Raw genomic sequence first — 15,793 nt, 5'->3', positions numbered from 1 at the left:
GACTGACGAACGGCCGAACAGTTCGGAGAGCGGACAGTTCAGCGGGCGCCCGCGGGAGTTCGGAGCGCTCAGCGGTTCAGCGTGTGGATGGCCTGGCCGCGCGCGTTCTCGGCAGCCTCCATCACGGCCTCCGCGAGCGTCGGGTGGGTGTGGACGGTGGCGGCCACGTCTTCCAGGGTCGCGCCCATCTCGATCGCGAGCGCGACCTCGGCGACCAGCTCCGACGCCTCGGGGCCGACAATCTGTCCCCCGAGGACGAAGCCGGTCTCTTCGTCGGCGACGAGCCGAACGAACCCCTCGGTGTGGCCGGTCGTCATCGCGCGGCCGGAGGCGTTGAAGGGCATCTCGCCGACCGCGGGGTCGAAGCCGGCGTCTTCGGCCTCGCTTTCGGTCATCCCGACCGTGCCGATCTCGGGGTCGGTGAAGACGGCCGCGGGGATCGCCTGCTGGTCCATCGCGGCGGGTTCGCCCGCGATCACCTCGGCGGCGACAATCCCCTCCTTCGAGGCCGCGTGCGCGAGCATCGGGTCGCCCGCGACGTCGCCGACGGCGTGAATATGTTCGACCGCGCTGCGGGTGCGGTCGTCGGTGTCGATGAACCCTCGCTCGTCGGTCTCGGTCCCGGCCTTCTCTAAGTCGAGGCCGTCCGTGACCGGCTTGCGGCCGACCGCGACGAGGATTTTATCGACGCCGTACGACGACTCCTCGCCCTCCTCCGTCTCCGTGTGGAGCAAGTAGCCGCCGTCGGGCGCCTCCGACCACTCGCTGGCTCCCTCGCCGAAGTGGAACTCGACGCCCAGCTCCTCGGCGCGGGTGCGGACGATCCGCTTCACGTCGTCCTCGTAGGGGTCGAGGATGTCGTCGAGCATCTCGACGACCGTCACGTCGGCGCCGAGTTTCGCATACGTCGTCGCCAGCTCCATCCCGATGTAGCCGCCGCCGACGATCCCGAGCCGGTCCGGGACCGTGTCGGCGTCGAGCGCGTCGGCGGAGCTCCAGACGTGGTCCTCGGCGAACTCGAAGCCGGGGATCTGGATCGGCCGCGAGCCGGTCGCGATAATCGCGTGTTCGAACGAGAGCGTCTCGGAGCCCTGCCCGTCGCCGCCGTGCGCGACGCGGACGGTGTCCTCGCCGACGAACGAGGCGGTTCCCTCGATCAGGTTCACGCCGTTCGCCTTGCAGAGCTTCTCGACGCCGCCCGTCAGCTGATCGACGACGCCCTCTTTCCACTCGACCATCTTCCCCATGTCGACGGCGGGGTCCGCGTGGACGCCCATGAACTCCGCGTTGCCCGCCTCGTGGGCGAGCCCGCTGCCCGTGATCAGCGCCTTCGAGGGGATACAGCCGCGGTTGAGACAGGCGCCGCCGTAGGCGTCCTTCTCGACGAGCGTGGTGTCGAGCCCCTCCTGTGCGGCGCGGATGGCGGCGACGTAGCCGCCCGGCCCCGCGCCGATGACCAGTACCTCCGTTCCCGTGGTGACGTCTCCGACGACCATTATTCGTTGAGTAGCAGCAGGGGGTTTTCTAAGTGTTCCATGACGGTGTTGGCGAACTGGGCCGCGATCGCGCCGTCGACGACCCGGTGGTCGATCGACAGGGACAGCGGCAGCGTCGGCGCCGGGACGACGTCGCTTTCTCCGTCGCGCTCGCGCACGACGGGGCGCTCCTCGATGGCGCCGAGGCCTAAGATTGCGGTCTCGGGGTAGTTGATGATCGGCGTGGCGTACTCGCCGCCGATGGCGCCGAAGTTGGTGATCGTGAACGTGCCGCCCTTCATCTCCGCGGGTTTGAGCTTGCGCTCGCGGGCGCGGGCGGCGAGGTCGTTCACCTCGTCGGCCAGCTCGAAGAGCCCCTTCTCGTCGACGTCGTCGACGACGGGGACCATCAGGCCGGCGTCGGTCGCGACGGCGATTCCGAGGTTGTACTCCTTCTTCAAGACGATCTCCTCGTCGTCCTCGCGGAGCTCGCTGTTGAGGTACGGGTGCTCCTTCAGGCCGGCGACGATGGCCTTCATCACGAACGGCATGTAGGTGAGCTTCACGTCCTTCGCCTCGGCCTTCGGCTTCAGCTCCGCGCGCGCCTCGACGAGCGCGTCGACCTCGGCGGTGTCGTGGTGGGTGACGTGCGGTGCCGTGAACTTCGACCGCTCCATCTGCTTGCCGATGGTCCGCCTGACGCCGCGGTAGGGGACGGTCTCGTCGCCCGGAGCTGCGGAAGCGGCGTCCGTCGCGGCCGGCTCCCCGCCCGCGTCGACGGCAGCCGGCTCCGTCTCGGCCTCGGAGGTCGACTCGGCCGCCGCCTCCAGCGCGTCCGCGTACGCGTTCACGGCCTCGGCCGTGACGAACGCCTCGCCGTCGCGGGTCTCGTCGGTCGGCACGTCGTCGAGGTCGACGCCGCGCTCGCGCGCGACCTTCCGCGTCGCGGGGGTCGCGAGCGTCGTCTCGCGGCCCGCGGGCTCGGGCCCGCCGGCGGCGCCGGTCGCCGACGCCCCGTCGGCGGAGCCGCCGGCGCCGCGCTTACTGACGGCGGACTTCCGCCCCTCGGACCCCGTGTCGGTCGGCGTCGGTGCGGGCCGGGGTTCCGGAGCCCCGTCGCCGCCGCCAGCGTCGCCGGATCCGACACCGCCCTCGGCGTGCGCCCGCACGTCCGCCTCGCTCACGCGACCGCCGGGGCCGCTCCCGTCGACCGCGGCGACGTCGACGCCGAGCTCGCGGGCGAGCCGGCGGGCCGACGGCGGCGCGAAGGTGCGCCCAGCGGGCGTGTCAGGTTCGGACTCGACAGACTCCGCGTCGCCCTCGTCGGCGGTCGCGCCGGGCTCCGGCTCGGGCTCGTCGCCCGCGGCCGAATCGGACGCCGATTCGGTGTCAGTTCCAGAGTCGTCGGCCGCCGCCCCGGCGTCGCCGTCCTCGTCGACGCGGAACGAGATGATCACGTCGCCGACGGGGACCATCTCCCCCTCCTCGACGAACAGTTCCTCGACGGTCCCGTCGTAGCTCGACGGGACCTCGACGAGCGCCTTGTCGGTCTCGACCTCGGCGACGGGCTGGTCCTCCTCGACCCGGTCGCCGGGCGCGACCAGCCACGAGACCAGTTCGCCCTCCGCGACGCCCTCGCCGACGTCGGGGAGCTTGAACTCCTTGACGGTCATTCGTTGGCCTCCTCCGTTGTCATAGGTGTATCTCCGGCGGACATCTTAAAATTCGACCGCCTCCAAGATCCCGTCCTCGATGCGCGCCGCGGACGGGAGGTAGTAGTCCTCCAGCGCGTACAGCGGGTACGGCACGTCGAAGCCAGTGACGCGGCCGATCGGCGCCTCCTGATAGAGGAGGGCCTCCTCCTGGAGAATCGCCGTGATCTCGCCCGCGAGCCCGCCGGTCTTGGGGGCCTCATGGACGACGACGGCGCGGCCGGTCTTCTCGAACGCCTCGACGATCGCCTCGCGGTCGAGCGGGGATATCGTCCGGAGGTCGACGACCTCGCACTCGATCCCCTCCTCGCCGAGCGTCTCGGCGGCCTCCAGCGTGGGGCGGGTCATCGCGCCGTAGGTGAACACGGCGACGTCGTCGCCCTCGCGGCGGGTGGCCGCCTCGCCGATGGGGACCGTGTACGGCTCCTCGGGCACCTCCTCGCGGAACGCCCGGTAGATCAGCTTCGGTTCGAGGAAGATCACCGGGTCGGGGTCGCGGATCGACGCCGCGAGCAGCCCCTTCGCCTCGTAGGGGGTCGAGGGGATGACGACCTTCAGCCCGGCCTCGTGGGCGTAGAACGCCTCCTTCGACTCGGAGTGGTGTTCCGGCGCGCGGATCCCGCCGCCGTAGGGCGCCCGCAGCGTCATCGGGAGCGTGAACCGCCCGCGGCTGCGGGTGCGGAACCGCGCCATGTGCGAGACGATCTGGTCGAAGCCGGGGTACATGAACCCGGAGAACTGGATCTCCGGGACCGGTCGCATCCCCATCGCGGCCATCCCGACCGCGGTGCCGATGATGCCCGACTCGGCGAGCGGGGTGTCGATCACCCGATCGCCGCCGAACTCGTCGAAGAGGCCCTCGGTGGCGCGGAAGACGCCGCCGTTCTTCCCGACGTCTTGGCCCATCACGACGACGTCGTCGTCCTCGCGAAGTTCGGTGTGTAATCCGTCTCGTATCGCCTGTACCAGCGTGAGGTTCTGTGTCTCGGTCATTCAATCCTCCAGGAACGCCGCGTCGCCGCGCTCGTCACGCAGCGCGGCGAACTCCTCGTACTGCCGCTCCAGTTCCGGCGGAAGCTCCGCGTAGGCGTGCTCGAACAGCTCCCGCGGCTCGGGGCGCGCCATCGACTCCGCCGCGTCTATCGCGTCCGCGACCTGCGTCTCGACAGACGACTCGATCTCCGCGACGCGCTCGTCGTCGAGGATCCCCTCGTTCCGGAGGTACGCCTCCAGCCGCGGGATCGGATCCTTCGCCTTCCAGCTTTCGACCTCGTCGTCGTCGCGGTAGACGGTCGGGTCGTCGGCGGTCGTGTGCGCGCCGAAGCGGTACTGGACCGCCTCGATGAGCGTCGGCCGCGGCCGGTCGGTCTCGGGGTCGCGTGCCTTCTCCAAGGCCGCCTCCGTGACGCTGTACACCGCGAGCGGGTCCATCCCGTCGACCTGAACGCCGTCGATGCCGTACGCCTCCGCCTTCTGCGCCAGCGTCGCGCTCCGGGTCTGCCGCTCGCGGGGGACGGAGATCGCCCACTGGTTGTTGTTACAGAAGAAGACGGTCGGCGTGTCGAACACGCCGGCGAAGTTGACCCCCTCGTGGAAGTCGCCCTCGCTCGTCGCGCCGTCGCCGAAGTAGCAGATGAACGCGTCGTTCTCGCCGCGGAGCTTCGAGGCCCACGCGGCGCCCGTCGCGTGGGGCACCTGCGACGCGATGGGGACGGCGACCGGGAAGACGTTGACATCCGGCGGCGCGTTGTTGCCGTCCTCGTGGCCCATCCAGTAGAGCAGCGTCTGTTTGAGCGGCAGCCCGTGGACCAGGGCGGCGCCGTGCTCGCGGTACGACGGGATCATCCAGTCGTCCGCGTCGAGCGCGTACGCCGACCCGATCTGGGCGCCCTCCTGCCCCGAGAGCGGAGGATACGTCCCCATCCGGCCCTGCCGCTGGAGGCTCACCGCGCGGCCGTCGAAGTGGCGCGCCAGCCGCATGTGCCTGTACATCTCGACGAGCGACTCGTCGTCGAGGTCGGGGAGATCGCCGACGACCTCGCCGTCCTCGTCGAGGACGCGAACCGTATCGTCGTACGCCCTGTCGAACACGGTCACGGTCGAACCCACCTTCGCATGTTCGATACGTCCACCGCCCGGGTAATATCGTTTTCGTAAATAATTTAGTATAATCAGAAATAGCGGCTTCGCGCTGAGAGACCGTCCATCAGACTGGGAGAGAATCGGACGTTTCTGAACAAACTCCGAGTCGTTCGGCAATATTTTCTCCAACATGGGCGTTTCGTCGGTCAGTAACGGACGAACAGGAAGGTTTTCGCGCGGGGGTCCGCTCGCGGGGAACGCCGGACGCGACTGACAGAGCCGCGGCTCGGGAAACGAAACCGAAACGGCAGAACCGGGGGAGGGGGCGTTCTGGATGGAACGAAACGCTACCCGAGTCGGAACGAGGGCTCGTCGGGCTCGCCGTCGAGGTCCTCCAGCTGGATCACGTCCTCGTCGCCGTCCTCCAGCTGCTCGCGGAGGTAGTTGACGTAGCGCTTGTGCTCTTCGAGCTGCTCGCGGAGGTGCTCGGCCTCGAGCTCCAGCCGCTCGTGCTCGCGGACGAAGCTCTTCGGGACCTCGATCTTCGGGGGGAACGACTCCCCGCTTTCGCCCATGCTGTCCAGTTCGGCCTCCGGGATGACCCGGACCTGACCGTCGTGGGCAACGAGCGTATCCACGTAGTCCCGGAAGACCGCCGACAGGGAGATGTCTCGCTCCTCGGCGATGTCGCGGAGGGTCTCGAACGCGTCCTCGTTGACGCGGAACGAGATCGTCTTGTTCTTGTTGCCCATTATCGGACCGTTCGTTCCGCGGATCACTTAAGCGTTTGTCAGACGGTCGCAAGAATGGAAATCGCGTTCGGGCGCAGAACCGCGCAGAACCGCGCCGAGCGTCGCGAAAAATCGGGAGCGGCGCGTCAGCGGTCCGGCGCGCCGACCGCGTCAGAACGCCGAAACGCCGGCCGCGTCAGGGTTCGGGCGTGCCGGTCGGGTCGGCCGCGTCAGGGTTCGGGCGTCCCGGCCGGGTCGGCCTCGTCCGGGGCGTCGTCGAGCGCGGCGTCGCCGTCGGCGGACTCGTCACCCGCGAGCTCGTCGCCGCTCTCGTCGAGGTCCTCAAGCGCCGACAGCGCGGCGGCCTTGTACGTCTGGGGATCCAGGTCGTACTCCTCGCGGGCCATTCGCGCGTACTCGTTGCCCTCGTCGTCGAACGCGGCGACGCGCTCGACGGTGCGCCGGGCGGTCTCCGCGACCCAGCGGTCGCGGGTGGCGGCGTCGACCTCGGTGATCGACTCGGGGCGGACGGAGACCCGGACCGTGCCGTCGTCGGTCTCGTAGGTCCGGGGTTTCCCCACGACTGCGACGTAGGCCGGGGGCTCCAAGTCCCGGAGTTTGGAAGCGGCTTCCGGCTGGTACTGGCCGGCGTACACGAAGAACGTGCCCGTCGGGTCGACGATGCGGCCGCGCCAGTACTCGCTGTCCTCGCCGACGTCCTCCTTCTCCGTGAGGGTGCCGACGAAGAACACGCGATTCGATGACTCGCCCGTCGGTAACAGCGCGTAGACGGGGGCGCGCTCGTCGTCGGACTCGGTGAACGTGTAGCCGGCGTCGTTGAACTCGGTGGCGAACACGCGCCGGGCGACCTCTCGGGTGGGGGCTGACTGGCTCATTTCAAATCGACCTCGCTTCGATCAGCGCGTTTTCAACGTCGACGGTGCCGGGATCCTCCATCTCGTCGACCAGGACGTACCGGCCGAACGTCGGGCCGGTGACGCGGTAGTAGCGCCCGAGCACGTCCTCGCCCATCTCCTCGGCGACGACGGTGGTGTCGAGCGCGTCCATCGCCATGTCCTTGGCCTCTTCGAGGGTCATGCCGGTGAGCTCCTCGGTGGCCTCGCGGTCGAAGATGACCTCGGTGACGGTCTCGCCGTCGTCGAGGACGCCTTTGATCCGGAGGTCGAACTCGCCTTCGACCTGGCCGTGTTCGGAGCAGCGCCCGTTCTGGAGGACGCGCGTACAGTCCTCCTCGGGGCAGCGCTTGATCAGCCCGGATCCGGACTGGATGTCCACGAGGGCGCCCTCGACGGTGTCGGCGTTGTCGCCGACCTCGATCTCCTCGTCGATCTCGGTGATGCCCGTCGTCCGGTTGAGCTTCACCGAGTAGCTGCCCTCGTACTCGTCGGTGACGACGTTCGAGAGCTCGTACGCCTGCCCCTCCGTCAGCTCGGGGAGGTCGGAGGTCTCGAAGGCGACGAACTTGATCGTGCCCGACTCGTCGCCGAGCAGGCCGACCTGCGAGATGGAGTCGCTCCGGGGCTCCCAGAGGTCGACCAGCTTCACGCGCAGGTCGACCCACTGCTCGTCCTCGTCGATGTCGTTGACGAGGACCTCCTCGCTGCCGCCGCGGCCGAGCTCGTCGCGCTCCATGCCGGCGTCTTCGAGGTAGCTGTTGGTGACGCTCCGGCTCGCCTCGTCGAGCGGCACGCGGTACTCGTCGACGAGCGTCGTCAGCCGCTCCTCAACGTCGTCGGGGTCGACGTCGGTGTGGTCCGAGAACTGTTCCGCTATCGCTTCCGCTTCCTGTCGCAGTTCGCTCATGGGGTGTCTCCGCCTCCGGTCTTGTTTTCAGTGGGAGGCGTACGACGGTTGGTTCCTCATCGTATTAAAACGACGGTGACCGCGGTGAAAGTGAATGAACGACTGGAAGCGGCCGTCTCCCGGTGGTTCGCGGATCGAGGGATCGTGCGGGTGCGACCGCGTCAGACGCGCGTCAGCCACGCGCGGGCTTCGTTTCGAGTGGAACGATCACACGGATCGCAGCCGCACGGGATGAGGACTCGACGAGGGTGCCGAGACGGGGCGGTGGCGCGTGCCTCCGAGCGCCCTGCGGGCGCGAGGAGCACGCGCGAGGGAGTCGGCGGCGACTGAAGGGAGCCGCCGACGAGGCTGGGGAGGCGTGAGGTGCGGTGCGGTCGCTGTGCGGGGCGGGGCTCAAAGGGGCAGCCGCGAGGGCGAAGGCGCGCGACGCAAGGACCGCAGGAGCGAGCGGAGCGAGCGACGAGGACCGCAGCGAGCGCACCGAGCCCTCGCGACTGGGGCTTTGGTGGTGTTCGCCGCCGATCCTCACTCAGTCATGTACAAGTGAGCGACTGGGGCTTTGGCGGTGTCGCCCGTCGATCCGTAATCAACCATTTATAAGCGAACGGCTGGGGCTTTGGCGGTGTCGCCCGTCGATCGGCAGTCGATTATTTATAAGCGAACGGATGAGAGTTTGGCGGCGGTCTCCGTGTCGGTCGCAAAGCCGTCCACGTCGTACTGACCGGTCGGACCGTCAACGTCTCAGTCCGCGTCGGGGAACGGCACCTCGATCAGGTCGCCGTCGTCGGGGAGGAGACACTCGCCGTCGAACTCTTCGCGGGCGTCGCGGCGGATCGGCCGCGCGTCGGCCGCATAGCGTGAGGAGATGTGGACTAAGGCGAGCCGCTTCGCGTTGGCGCGCTCGGCGATCGACCCCGCCTCGCGGCCGGTGGAGTGGGCCGTGTCGCGGGCGCGGTCGGCCATGTCATCGGCGAAGGTGGCGTCGTGGATCAGCAGGTCGGCGTTCTCAGCGGCCTCGACGGTCGATTCGCGCGGGCGCGTGTCCGCGGTGTACACAAGCTTGCGGCCCGGACGCGGCGGGCCGACGACCTGTTCGGGCTCGACGACCGTGCCGTCCTCGGCCTCGACCGACTCGCCCTCGTGGAGGCGGCCGAACTTCGGCCCGACCGGAACGCCGAGTTCCTCCGCCTTCGGGCGGTCGAACCGCCCCGGCCGGTCGTCCTCCTCCAAGACGTACCCCTGCGACACCGTCCGGTGTTCCGTCTCGAAGGCGCGCACGACGTACTCGTCGGTCTCGTAGGCGACCTCGCCGGGGGCGACGGGCTCGATCCGGACCGGGAACGCCGGGTCGTGGCCGACCGCGTGGACGAGGTCGTGGAGGTGGTCGTCGGTCCCCGGCGGGCAGTGGACCGTCAGCGGGTCGGTGCGGTCGTTGAACCCGAGCGTCTGGACGAGGCCTGGGAGGCCGAGGACGTGGTCGCCGTGAAGGTGCGAAACGAACACCCGGTCGACGGCGAACCCGGTGCCGGCGCGCATCATCTCGCGCTGGGTGCCCTCGCCGCAGTCGAAGAGGAAGCGGTCGCCCTCGCGGTTGACGAAGACGGCGCTCGCCGCGCGCTCGACGGTCGGGACGGCGCCGCCCGTCCCGAGGAAGGTGACGCGAAGAGACATGCCGAGTCGTCGGGGCGGCGGTTGTAAACCGGTGTCGATGCGGGGGAGGGAGCCGCCGGCTCGGCCTCGCGGGGAGCCGGCCGACACCCACATGAGTCCGGCCGCCCGAGGGCGACCATGCGAGATCCGATCGCCGCCTTGGTCAAACAGGAGGGGTGGCGCGCGGAGGGCGCGGCCGCCCGCGTCCACTACGAGGGGGGTAACGACCGATACGCGGTGGAGTTCTACGCCGAGACGGCCCGCGTCCTCTACTGGGCCGTCCCAACCGACGACGACGAGGGGGGGACGGCCGCGCCGGTCCCGCGCGACGGCGTCCCGGATCCGCTCCGGCGGCGCGTCCGGGAGGACCTCGACGAGGCCGGGATCGACACCGACGTGGAACAGCGCAAACTCTGAGCCCGTCGCGCGGTCGACAGGTCCGGGGTCATCGGGCAGTCGCCGGGCGGTCGCCGGGCGGTCGCCGGGCCCGCGGACGCCGGTCGGTCGACGGGTCGGCGGCCTCGTACAGCCGCCGGGTTCGACGCGGGCGAGCGCCGCCGATTCTACCCCGGCACGACCGAATGCGTCCCCGCCGTCGACCGCGGCTCGCGAGGGCGAGATCACCCGATCGACCGCTCTTACCGGCGTTTTCTGCCGATGTATTTCGGTTCGAAGGAAACCTATTTGCCGTCCTACCTGATACGACTTTGTGATGAGTGGCGTCGACTGGGAGGAAGACGATCCCTTCGAGGAGCAGCGGGACAAGATCGAGAATCCGATGAAGCGGCTGTTCGTCGAGTACGGCCGCGACTACGCCCCGCAGGTGACGGTGGGCGTCCTCGCCAGCGTCTTCGCGCGGCTGCTCGATCTGCTTCCCCCGCTGATGCTCGGGATCGCCCTCGACGCGATCTTCCGCGGCGAGGCCGCGTTCGACGAGCAGATCCCGCTCGTGTTGCTGCCGGACGCGTGGCTGCCGACGGAACAGGCGGCGCAGTTCTGGTTCACGATCGCGGTGCTGGCCGGCGCGTTCCTCTTCGGCGCCGGGTTCCACTGGGTCCGGAACTGGGGATTCAACGCCTTCGCCCAGAACATCCAGCACGACGTCCGGACCGACACGTACGACCAGATGCAGCGGCTCAACATGGACTTCTTCTCGGACAAGCAGACCGGGGAGATGATGTCCATCCTCTCGAACGACGTGAACCGTCTGGAGCGGTTCCTCAACGACGGGATGAACTCCGTGTTCCGCCTGTCGGTGATGGTGATCGGGATCAGCGTCCTCCTCTTCTGGATCAACTGGCAGCTCGCCCTGGTCGCGCTGCTGCCCGTCCCCGTCATCGCCGGGTTCACCTACCTGTTCATCAAGATCATCCAGCCGAAGTACGCCGAGGTGCGGTCGACGGTCGGGAAGATGAACTCCCGGTTGGAGAACAACCTCGGCGGCATCCAGGTGATCAAGGCCGCCAACACCGAGTCCTACGAGTCCGACCGCGTCGACGACGTCTCCTTCGACTACTTCGACGCGAACTGGGACGCCATCGAGACCCGGATCAAGTTCTTCCCCGCGCTCCGCGTCCTCGCCGGCATCGGCTTCGTGCTCACGTTCATCGTCGGCGGGCTCTGGGTGTTCCAGGGACCGCCCGGGCCGTTCACCGGCGAGCTCTCCGAGGGGATGTTCGTCGTGTTCATCCTCTACACGCAGCGGTTCATCTGGCCGATGGCGCAGTTCGGGCAGATCATCAACATGTACCAGCGCGCCCGTGCCTCCTCCGCGCGCATCTTCGGGCTGATGGACGAGCCCTCGAAGCTGGCGGAAGACCGGGACGCACAGGAGCTCGACGTCGACGATGGACACGTCGTGTACGACGACGTCTCCTTCGGCTACGACGACGAGACCATCGTCGAGGACATCGACTTCGCGGTCGAGGGCGGCGAGACGCTCGCCTTAGTCGGCCCCACCGGCGCCGGCAAGTCGACCGTGCTCAAGCTCCTCCTCCGGATGTACGACGTCGACGAGGGGGAGATCCGGATCGACGACCAGAACGTCAGCGACGTGACGCTGCGGTCGCTGCGCCGCTCGATCGGCTACGTCGGGCAGTCGTCGTACCTGTTCTACGGCACCGTCCGCGAGAACATCACCTACGGCACGTTCGACGCGACCGACGAGGAGGTCCGGGAGGCCGCCGAGGCCGCCGAGGCCCACGACTTCATCCAGAACCTCCCCGACGGCTACGACACGATGGTCGGCGAGCGCGGCGTGAAGCTCTCCGGCGGCCAGCGCCAGCGGATCACGATCGCGCGCGCCGTGCTGACCGACCCGGACATCCTCATCCTCGACGAGGCGACCTCCGACGTCGACACCGAGACGGAGATGCTGATCCAGCGCTCGCTCGACCGCCTCACGGAGGAACGGACGACGTTCGCGATCGCCCACCGGCTCTCGACGATCAAGGACGCGGACACGATCCTCGTGTTGGAGGGCGGGAAGATCGCCGAGCGCGGCACCCACGACGAGCTGCTCGACAACGACGGGCTGTACGCGCACCTCTGGGGCGTTCAGGCCGGCGAGATCGACGAGCTCCCGCAGGAGTTCATCGACCGCGCCCAGGAGCGCACCGCCCGGATCGTCGAGGACGCCGAGAGCGACGACGACTGATCGGGACCGGGGCCGACCGATCGACCCGCTGCCCCGTTCGACGGACTGTCACCGCGGGAGTTCGGTCCACTCGTCCGCGGGCGACTCCGGGGACGCGTCGGCGTGGCCGAGCGCGTCGAGGACCGCCTCGCGGACCTCCGACGGGTTCCGGAACTGCGTCTCCTCGCAGCCTTCGAGCACGCTGTCGAGTCGCGCCGTCGCCGTCGGAGTCTCCACGACCGCGGCGCCGTACTGCTCTATCAGCTCCGCCGCCGTGACCGGGTAGCGGTGCTCGCGGAGCGCCCGCTTCAGCGGACCGAACGTCACGGCGGGAGCCGGATCGTGCGCCTCCGGGTCGTGTTCCGCGTTGTCACCGCTCATGCGGTCGCGATCCACGGGGAGGGCCATAATACCCCGGGAGCGTTCGCTCGACGCTGACCGCCGCGAGCGGCGCGAGCGGCGGCAGACTTCGGCTGCCGCGGCGTCGACAGTGACCGCCGCCTATACGACGCCGGCCGCCGAGGTCCCGGTATGCGCCTCAGCGAGGTCGCCTGGACCGACGTGCGCGACGCCGACGTCGACGTCGCGTTCCTCCCGGTCGGCAGCACGGAACAGCACGGGCCGCATGCCCCGCTCGGCACCGACACGCTGAACGCCGTCGCGGTCGCGGAGGCGGCCGCCGACGCCTACGAGGGGGTTGGCGAAGGGCAGCGAGCGGACCGCGGGGAGGTCGCGATCGCGCCGCCGATCCCGGTCGGCGTCGCCGAGGAACACCGCGCGTTCGACGGGACGATGTGGGTCTCGCCGGAGACGTTCCGGGCGTACGTCCGGGAGGCCGCCGAGTCGCTGGTCTCGCACGGGGTCGACCGCGTCGTGTTCGTCAACGGCCACGGTGGGAACGTCGAGGCGCTCGCGGAGGTCGCCCGCCGGTTCTCGCGCGACCCGGACCACGACGGGTACGGCGTCGCGTTCACCTGGTTCGAGGCGGTCGGCGACCACGCGAGCGACATGGGCCACGCCGGCCCGCTGGAGACCGCGCTGCTTCGCGCGACGAATCCGGAGCTGGTTCGGGAGGAACGCGTCGACGAGGCGAGCGCGGGCGCCGCCGATCGGTGGGGCGAGTGGGTCGCCGGGGTGAACCTCGCGCACGACTCCGACGAGTTCACCGACAACGGCGTCGTCGGCGATCCGCGGGAGGGGGACGCAGAGCGCGGCGCGGAGCTGCTCGACCGCGCGAGCGCGGCGCTCGCGGAGCTTGCGGCGGCGGTCGTCGACCGGGACGCTGCTTAAAAACAGGAAGCGCTGCGCGGGAGCTACTCCTCGTCGTCGCCTTCGTCCTCGTCTGCTGCGTCCTGGAGCGCCCCGCGGATCGCAGGAACGGTGCCGGTGAGCGAGGCTACCTCCTCGGCGGCGTCCTCGATGTCGCCGACCAGCGACTCCAGCTCCTCGATCTCCTCTTTTAAATCGTCGGCGTCCTCGAAGGCGTCGGCGCGCTCGCCGAGGACGTACGCCTTCTTCGCCGAGCGGACGCTGTCGACCGCGTCGCCGGCGTCGAGCGCGGACTTCAGCCCGTTGAGCGCGCCGAGGACGTTGTCCGCGTCCGTCTCCCACACCGCGTCCGGGTCGGGGAGCTGGTCGCGCGCCGCCGCGAGGTGCTCTTCGACCTCCGCGCGGGTCTCCTCGGCCGCCTCGCCGAACAGGTCGTCGTCGTCGAACGTGGACTGGCCCATACCCGAACCGTCGTGCCCGCACCTTTTAAAAACGCGCCCGAAAGCGAAAGTGAAACCGGCGGTGAGGGCGGGTCCGTCGCCGGATCGGGCGGATCTCGCGTTCAGTTTCGGTCCGGCAGAGCGGTCGATCAGATCCGAACGAGCAGCTCCACCGTGATCAGCGTCACGAGGAGGGCGAGAAAGCCGGCAAGGACGGCGAGCGTTCGGAGCTGATCGAACACCGCGTCCGCGTCGGGGGTCGCCGCGAGAAGCGTCGGGCCGTCGCGGGAGGCGGACTCGCTCTCGGGGCCGAGGTCCGCGTCGGGGGCTGGACCGGCGTCCGTCTGGGAGTTCGGATTCGGCACGGTTAGCCGTTCGACCGGAAGCCCCGTTAAACCGACTATGAGGCCCCAATACAGGTATTGATCGCTCCGGAGATCACCCTTGATTCCACGACGCCTCTTCGAAGTCGACGATCCGCTCGTCGCGGTCCAAGGCGTCGATCCGGGCGATCTGGTCGTCGGTCAGGTTGAGCTCGCGGGCGGCCCAGTTCTCCTCGACGTGCCCGAAGTCGGCCGCCTTCGGGATCGGCGCGACCCGGTCCTTCGAGAGCAGCCACGCGAGGCTCACCTGCGCTGGCGTCGCGTCGTGGCTCGCCGCGATCTCTCGGAGGACGTCGACATCGGCGACGCGGTTGCGCGCGATCGGGGAGTAGGCGACGAGCCAGTGGTCGTCCTCGACGGCGTACTCGCGGAGTCGGTCCTGTTGAAGCAAGGGGTGACACTCGACCTGGTGAGCGAACACGTCATGGTCGAGCCGATCGATCGCCTCGTCGAGCTGGTCGGGCCGGAAGTTCGAGAGCCCGATCCGGTCTATCACGCCGTCGTCGACGAGGTCGTCGAGCGCGGGCAGCGTCTCCGCGGGGTCGTAGCTGTTGATCGGCCAGTGGACGTACAGCAGGTCGATCGAGTCGACGCCGAGCCGGTCGCGGCTGGCGCGCGCGGTCTCGACGGCGTCGTCGTACGAGAGGTTGTCCGTCGAGAGCTTCGTCGCGACGAACAGATCCTCGCGGTCGACGTCGCTTCGATCGATCCCGTCGCCGACCGACGCCTCGTTGTCGTATCCCTGTGCGGTGTCGACGTGGCGGTAGCCGGTCTCGATCGCGTGCGCGACGCCGGCCGCGCACTCTTCGCCGTCGGCCAGCTTGTACGTCCCGTATCCGAGTCGGTCGAAGGCGCTCGCCATGTGCCCGCGTGCGGACGGCGACGCCCTCAACGTACCGGTCGCCGCCGAACTGCCGGAGCGACCTCGAACGGATCGCGAGATCGGCCCCATACGGACTGCGCCCCGAGAATCCGCCGTCCTATTTAAGATACCTCCGAGTGTCGGGAGACGTATCTCAATGAAAGAAGTCGCGCTCCGAAGCACGATCGGCGGCGTTTCGGTCGAGGGGAAGCTCCACACGCTCAGCGTCTGGTTCATCCTGGCGCTGCGGCTGATGATCGGCCTCGCGTTCTTCCAGAGCGGCCTCAGCAAGGTCCTCAGCGGCGAGTTCAGCGCCGTGGGGTACCTCCAGAACGCGCCCGCCGCAAACGGTAGCCCGGCCGCCGGTCTGTTCGCCGCGATGGGCGAGAACGCGCTGTTCATCGACTTTGTGAACGTCGCGGTGCCGTGGGGCGAGGTGCTCATCGGCCTCGGCGTGATCGTCGGCCTCCTCACGCGGCTCGCCGCGTTCTGGGGCGCGTTCATGATGCTCCTCTTCTACCTCGGCAACTGGGACATCTCGCACGGCTACATCAACGGCGACTTCGCGTACATGCTCGTGTTCCTCTCGGTCGCCGCCTTCGGCGCCGGGCGGATCCTCGGGCTCGACTCGTTCGTCGAGGAGTACGACGTCGGCGGACAACCCCTCGTCGAGCGGTACCCGTGGACGCGGTACCTCCTTGGGTGAGGCGGGGTCGGTCTCCCGGATCGA

16 protein-coding genes are annotated in these 15,793 nt (G+C 69.1%); 4 read left to right on the top strand and 12 right to left on the bottom strand.

Annotated elements, in window-relative coordinates:
• Nucleotides 1-68: 68 nt before the first annotated feature.
• The 8 genes from lpdA to rnz form a co-directional block, all read right to left on the bottom strand.
• Complete coding sequence (gene lpdA / locus ACOZ35_RS12795; protein WP_424013937.1) at nucleotides 69-1,496, bottom strand: dihydrolipoyl dehydrogenase; 1,428 nt, start codon at nucleotides 1,494-1,496, stop codon at nucleotides 69-71.
• Entirely contained in the window at nucleotides 1,496-3,148 is a 1,653-nt protein-coding gene (locus ACOZ35_RS12790) for a 2-oxo acid dehydrogenase subunit E2 (protein ID WP_424013936.1), read from the bottom strand. The genes lpdA and ACOZ35_RS12790 overlap by 1 nt, the downstream gene beginning before the upstream one ends.
• Nucleotides 3,149-3,193: 45 nt before the next feature.
• Complete coding sequence (locus ACOZ35_RS12785; RefSeq protein WP_424013935.1) at nucleotides 3,194-4,180, bottom strand: alpha-ketoacid dehydrogenase subunit beta; 987 nt, start codon at nucleotides 4,178-4,180, stop codon at nucleotides 3,194-3,196.
• Nucleotides 4,181-5,284, bottom strand: coding sequence for a pyruvate dehydrogenase (acetyl-transferring) E1 component subunit alpha (gene pdhA / locus ACOZ35_RS12780; protein WP_424013934.1), 1,104 nt, complete (start codon nucleotides 5,282-5,284; stop codon nucleotides 4,181-4,183).
• A 332-nt stretch (nucleotides 5,285-5,616) separates the two neighbouring features.
• Nucleotides 5,617-6,021: a CopG family transcriptional regulator gene (locus tag ACOZ35_RS12775; protein ID WP_424013933.1), complete on the bottom strand. Its 405-nt coding sequence runs from the start codon at nucleotides 6,019-6,021 to the stop codon at nucleotides 5,617-5,619.
• 209 nt (nucleotides 6,022-6,230) lie between these two features.
• Nucleotides 6,231-6,896 carry an RPA family protein gene (locus ACOZ35_RS12770; RefSeq protein ID WP_424013932.1) on the bottom strand — a complete coding sequence of 222 codons (666 nt, stop codon included), beginning with the start codon at nucleotides 6,894-6,896 and terminating at the stop codon, nucleotides 6,231-6,233.
• A 1-nt stretch (nucleotide 6,897) separates the two neighbouring features.
• Entirely contained in the window at nucleotides 6,898-7,824 is a 927-nt protein-coding gene (locus ACOZ35_RS12765) for a replication factor A (protein ID WP_424013931.1), read from the bottom strand.
• Between the two features lie 741 nt (nucleotides 7,825-8,565).
• Nucleotides 8,566-9,495, bottom strand: coding sequence for a ribonuclease Z (gene rnz / locus ACOZ35_RS12760; protein ID WP_424013930.1), 930 nt, complete (start codon nucleotides 9,493-9,495; stop codon nucleotides 8,566-8,568).
• A gap of 117 nt (nucleotides 9,496-9,612) precedes the next feature.
• Between rnz and ACOZ35_RS12755 the strand changes: the two genes are divergently transcribed.
• Entirely contained in the window at nucleotides 9,613-9,891 is a 279-nt protein-coding gene (locus tag ACOZ35_RS12755; RefSeq protein WP_424013929.1) for a DUF7538 family protein, read from the top strand.
• 295 nt (nucleotides 9,892-10,186) lie between these two features.
• Nucleotides 10,187-12,130, top strand: coding sequence for an ABC transporter ATP-binding protein (locus ACOZ35_RS12750; RefSeq protein ID WP_424013928.1), 1,944 nt, complete (start codon nucleotides 10,187-10,189; stop codon nucleotides 12,128-12,130).
• A gap of 48 nt (nucleotides 12,131-12,178) precedes the next feature.
• Here ACOZ35_RS12750 and ACOZ35_RS12745 read toward each other — a convergent pair whose 3' ends face one another.
• Nucleotides 12,179-12,517: a DUF5789 family protein gene (locus ACOZ35_RS12745; RefSeq protein WP_424013927.1), complete on the bottom strand. Its 339-nt coding sequence runs from the start codon at nucleotides 12,515-12,517 to the stop codon at nucleotides 12,179-12,181.
• Nucleotides 12,518-12,640: 123 nt separating this feature from the next.
• Between ACOZ35_RS12745 and ACOZ35_RS12740 the strand changes: the two genes are divergently transcribed.
• Nucleotides 12,641-13,399: a creatininase family protein gene (locus tag ACOZ35_RS12740; protein WP_424013926.1), complete on the top strand. Its 759-nt coding sequence runs from the start codon at nucleotides 12,641-12,643 to the stop codon at nucleotides 13,397-13,399.
• Nucleotides 13,400-13,422: 23 nt separating this feature from the next.
• On the opposite strand, the gene ACOZ35_RS12735 is transcribed toward ACOZ35_RS12740, so the two are convergent.
• The 3 genes from ACOZ35_RS12735 to ACOZ35_RS12725 all read right to left on the bottom strand — a co-directional run bounded on the left by ACOZ35_RS12735 (nucleotide 13,423) and on the right by ACOZ35_RS12725 (nucleotide 15,063).
• Complete coding sequence (locus tag ACOZ35_RS12735; protein WP_424013925.1) at nucleotides 13,423-13,839, bottom strand: DUF5790 family protein; 417 nt, start codon at nucleotides 13,837-13,839, stop codon at nucleotides 13,423-13,425.
• Nucleotides 13,840-13,967: 128 nt separating this feature from the next.
• Nucleotides 13,968-14,183 carry a hypothetical protein gene (locus tag ACOZ35_RS12730; RefSeq protein WP_424013924.1) on the bottom strand — a complete coding sequence of 72 codons (216 nt, stop codon included), beginning with the start codon at nucleotides 14,181-14,183 and terminating at the stop codon, nucleotides 13,968-13,970.
• 73 nt (nucleotides 14,184-14,256) lie between these two features.
• The gene (locus tag ACOZ35_RS12725; RefSeq protein ID WP_424013923.1) at nucleotides 14,257-15,063 is read right to left on the bottom strand and encodes an aldo/keto reductase; all 807 of its coding nucleotides are present in this window, start codon (nucleotides 15,061-15,063) and stop codon (nucleotides 14,257-14,259) included.
• Between the two features lie 151 nt (nucleotides 15,064-15,214).
• Here ACOZ35_RS12725 and ACOZ35_RS12720 point away from each other — a divergent pair, with 151 nt between their 5' ends.
• Complete coding sequence (locus ACOZ35_RS12720) at nucleotides 15,215-15,769, top strand: DoxX family protein (protein ID WP_424016068.1); 555 nt, start codon at nucleotides 15,215-15,217, stop codon at nucleotides 15,767-15,769.
• The last annotated feature ends 24 nt before the right edge of the window (nucleotides 15,770-15,793 follow it).

The sequence above is a fragment of the Halorubrum xinjiangense genome (assembly GCF_049604745.1).
Classification (GTDB): domain Archaea; phylum Halobacteriota; class Halobacteria; order Halobacteriales; family Haloferacaceae; genus Halorubrum; species Halorubrum xinjiangense_A.
This window is presented reverse-complemented; position numbering and strand designations above follow the sequence as displayed.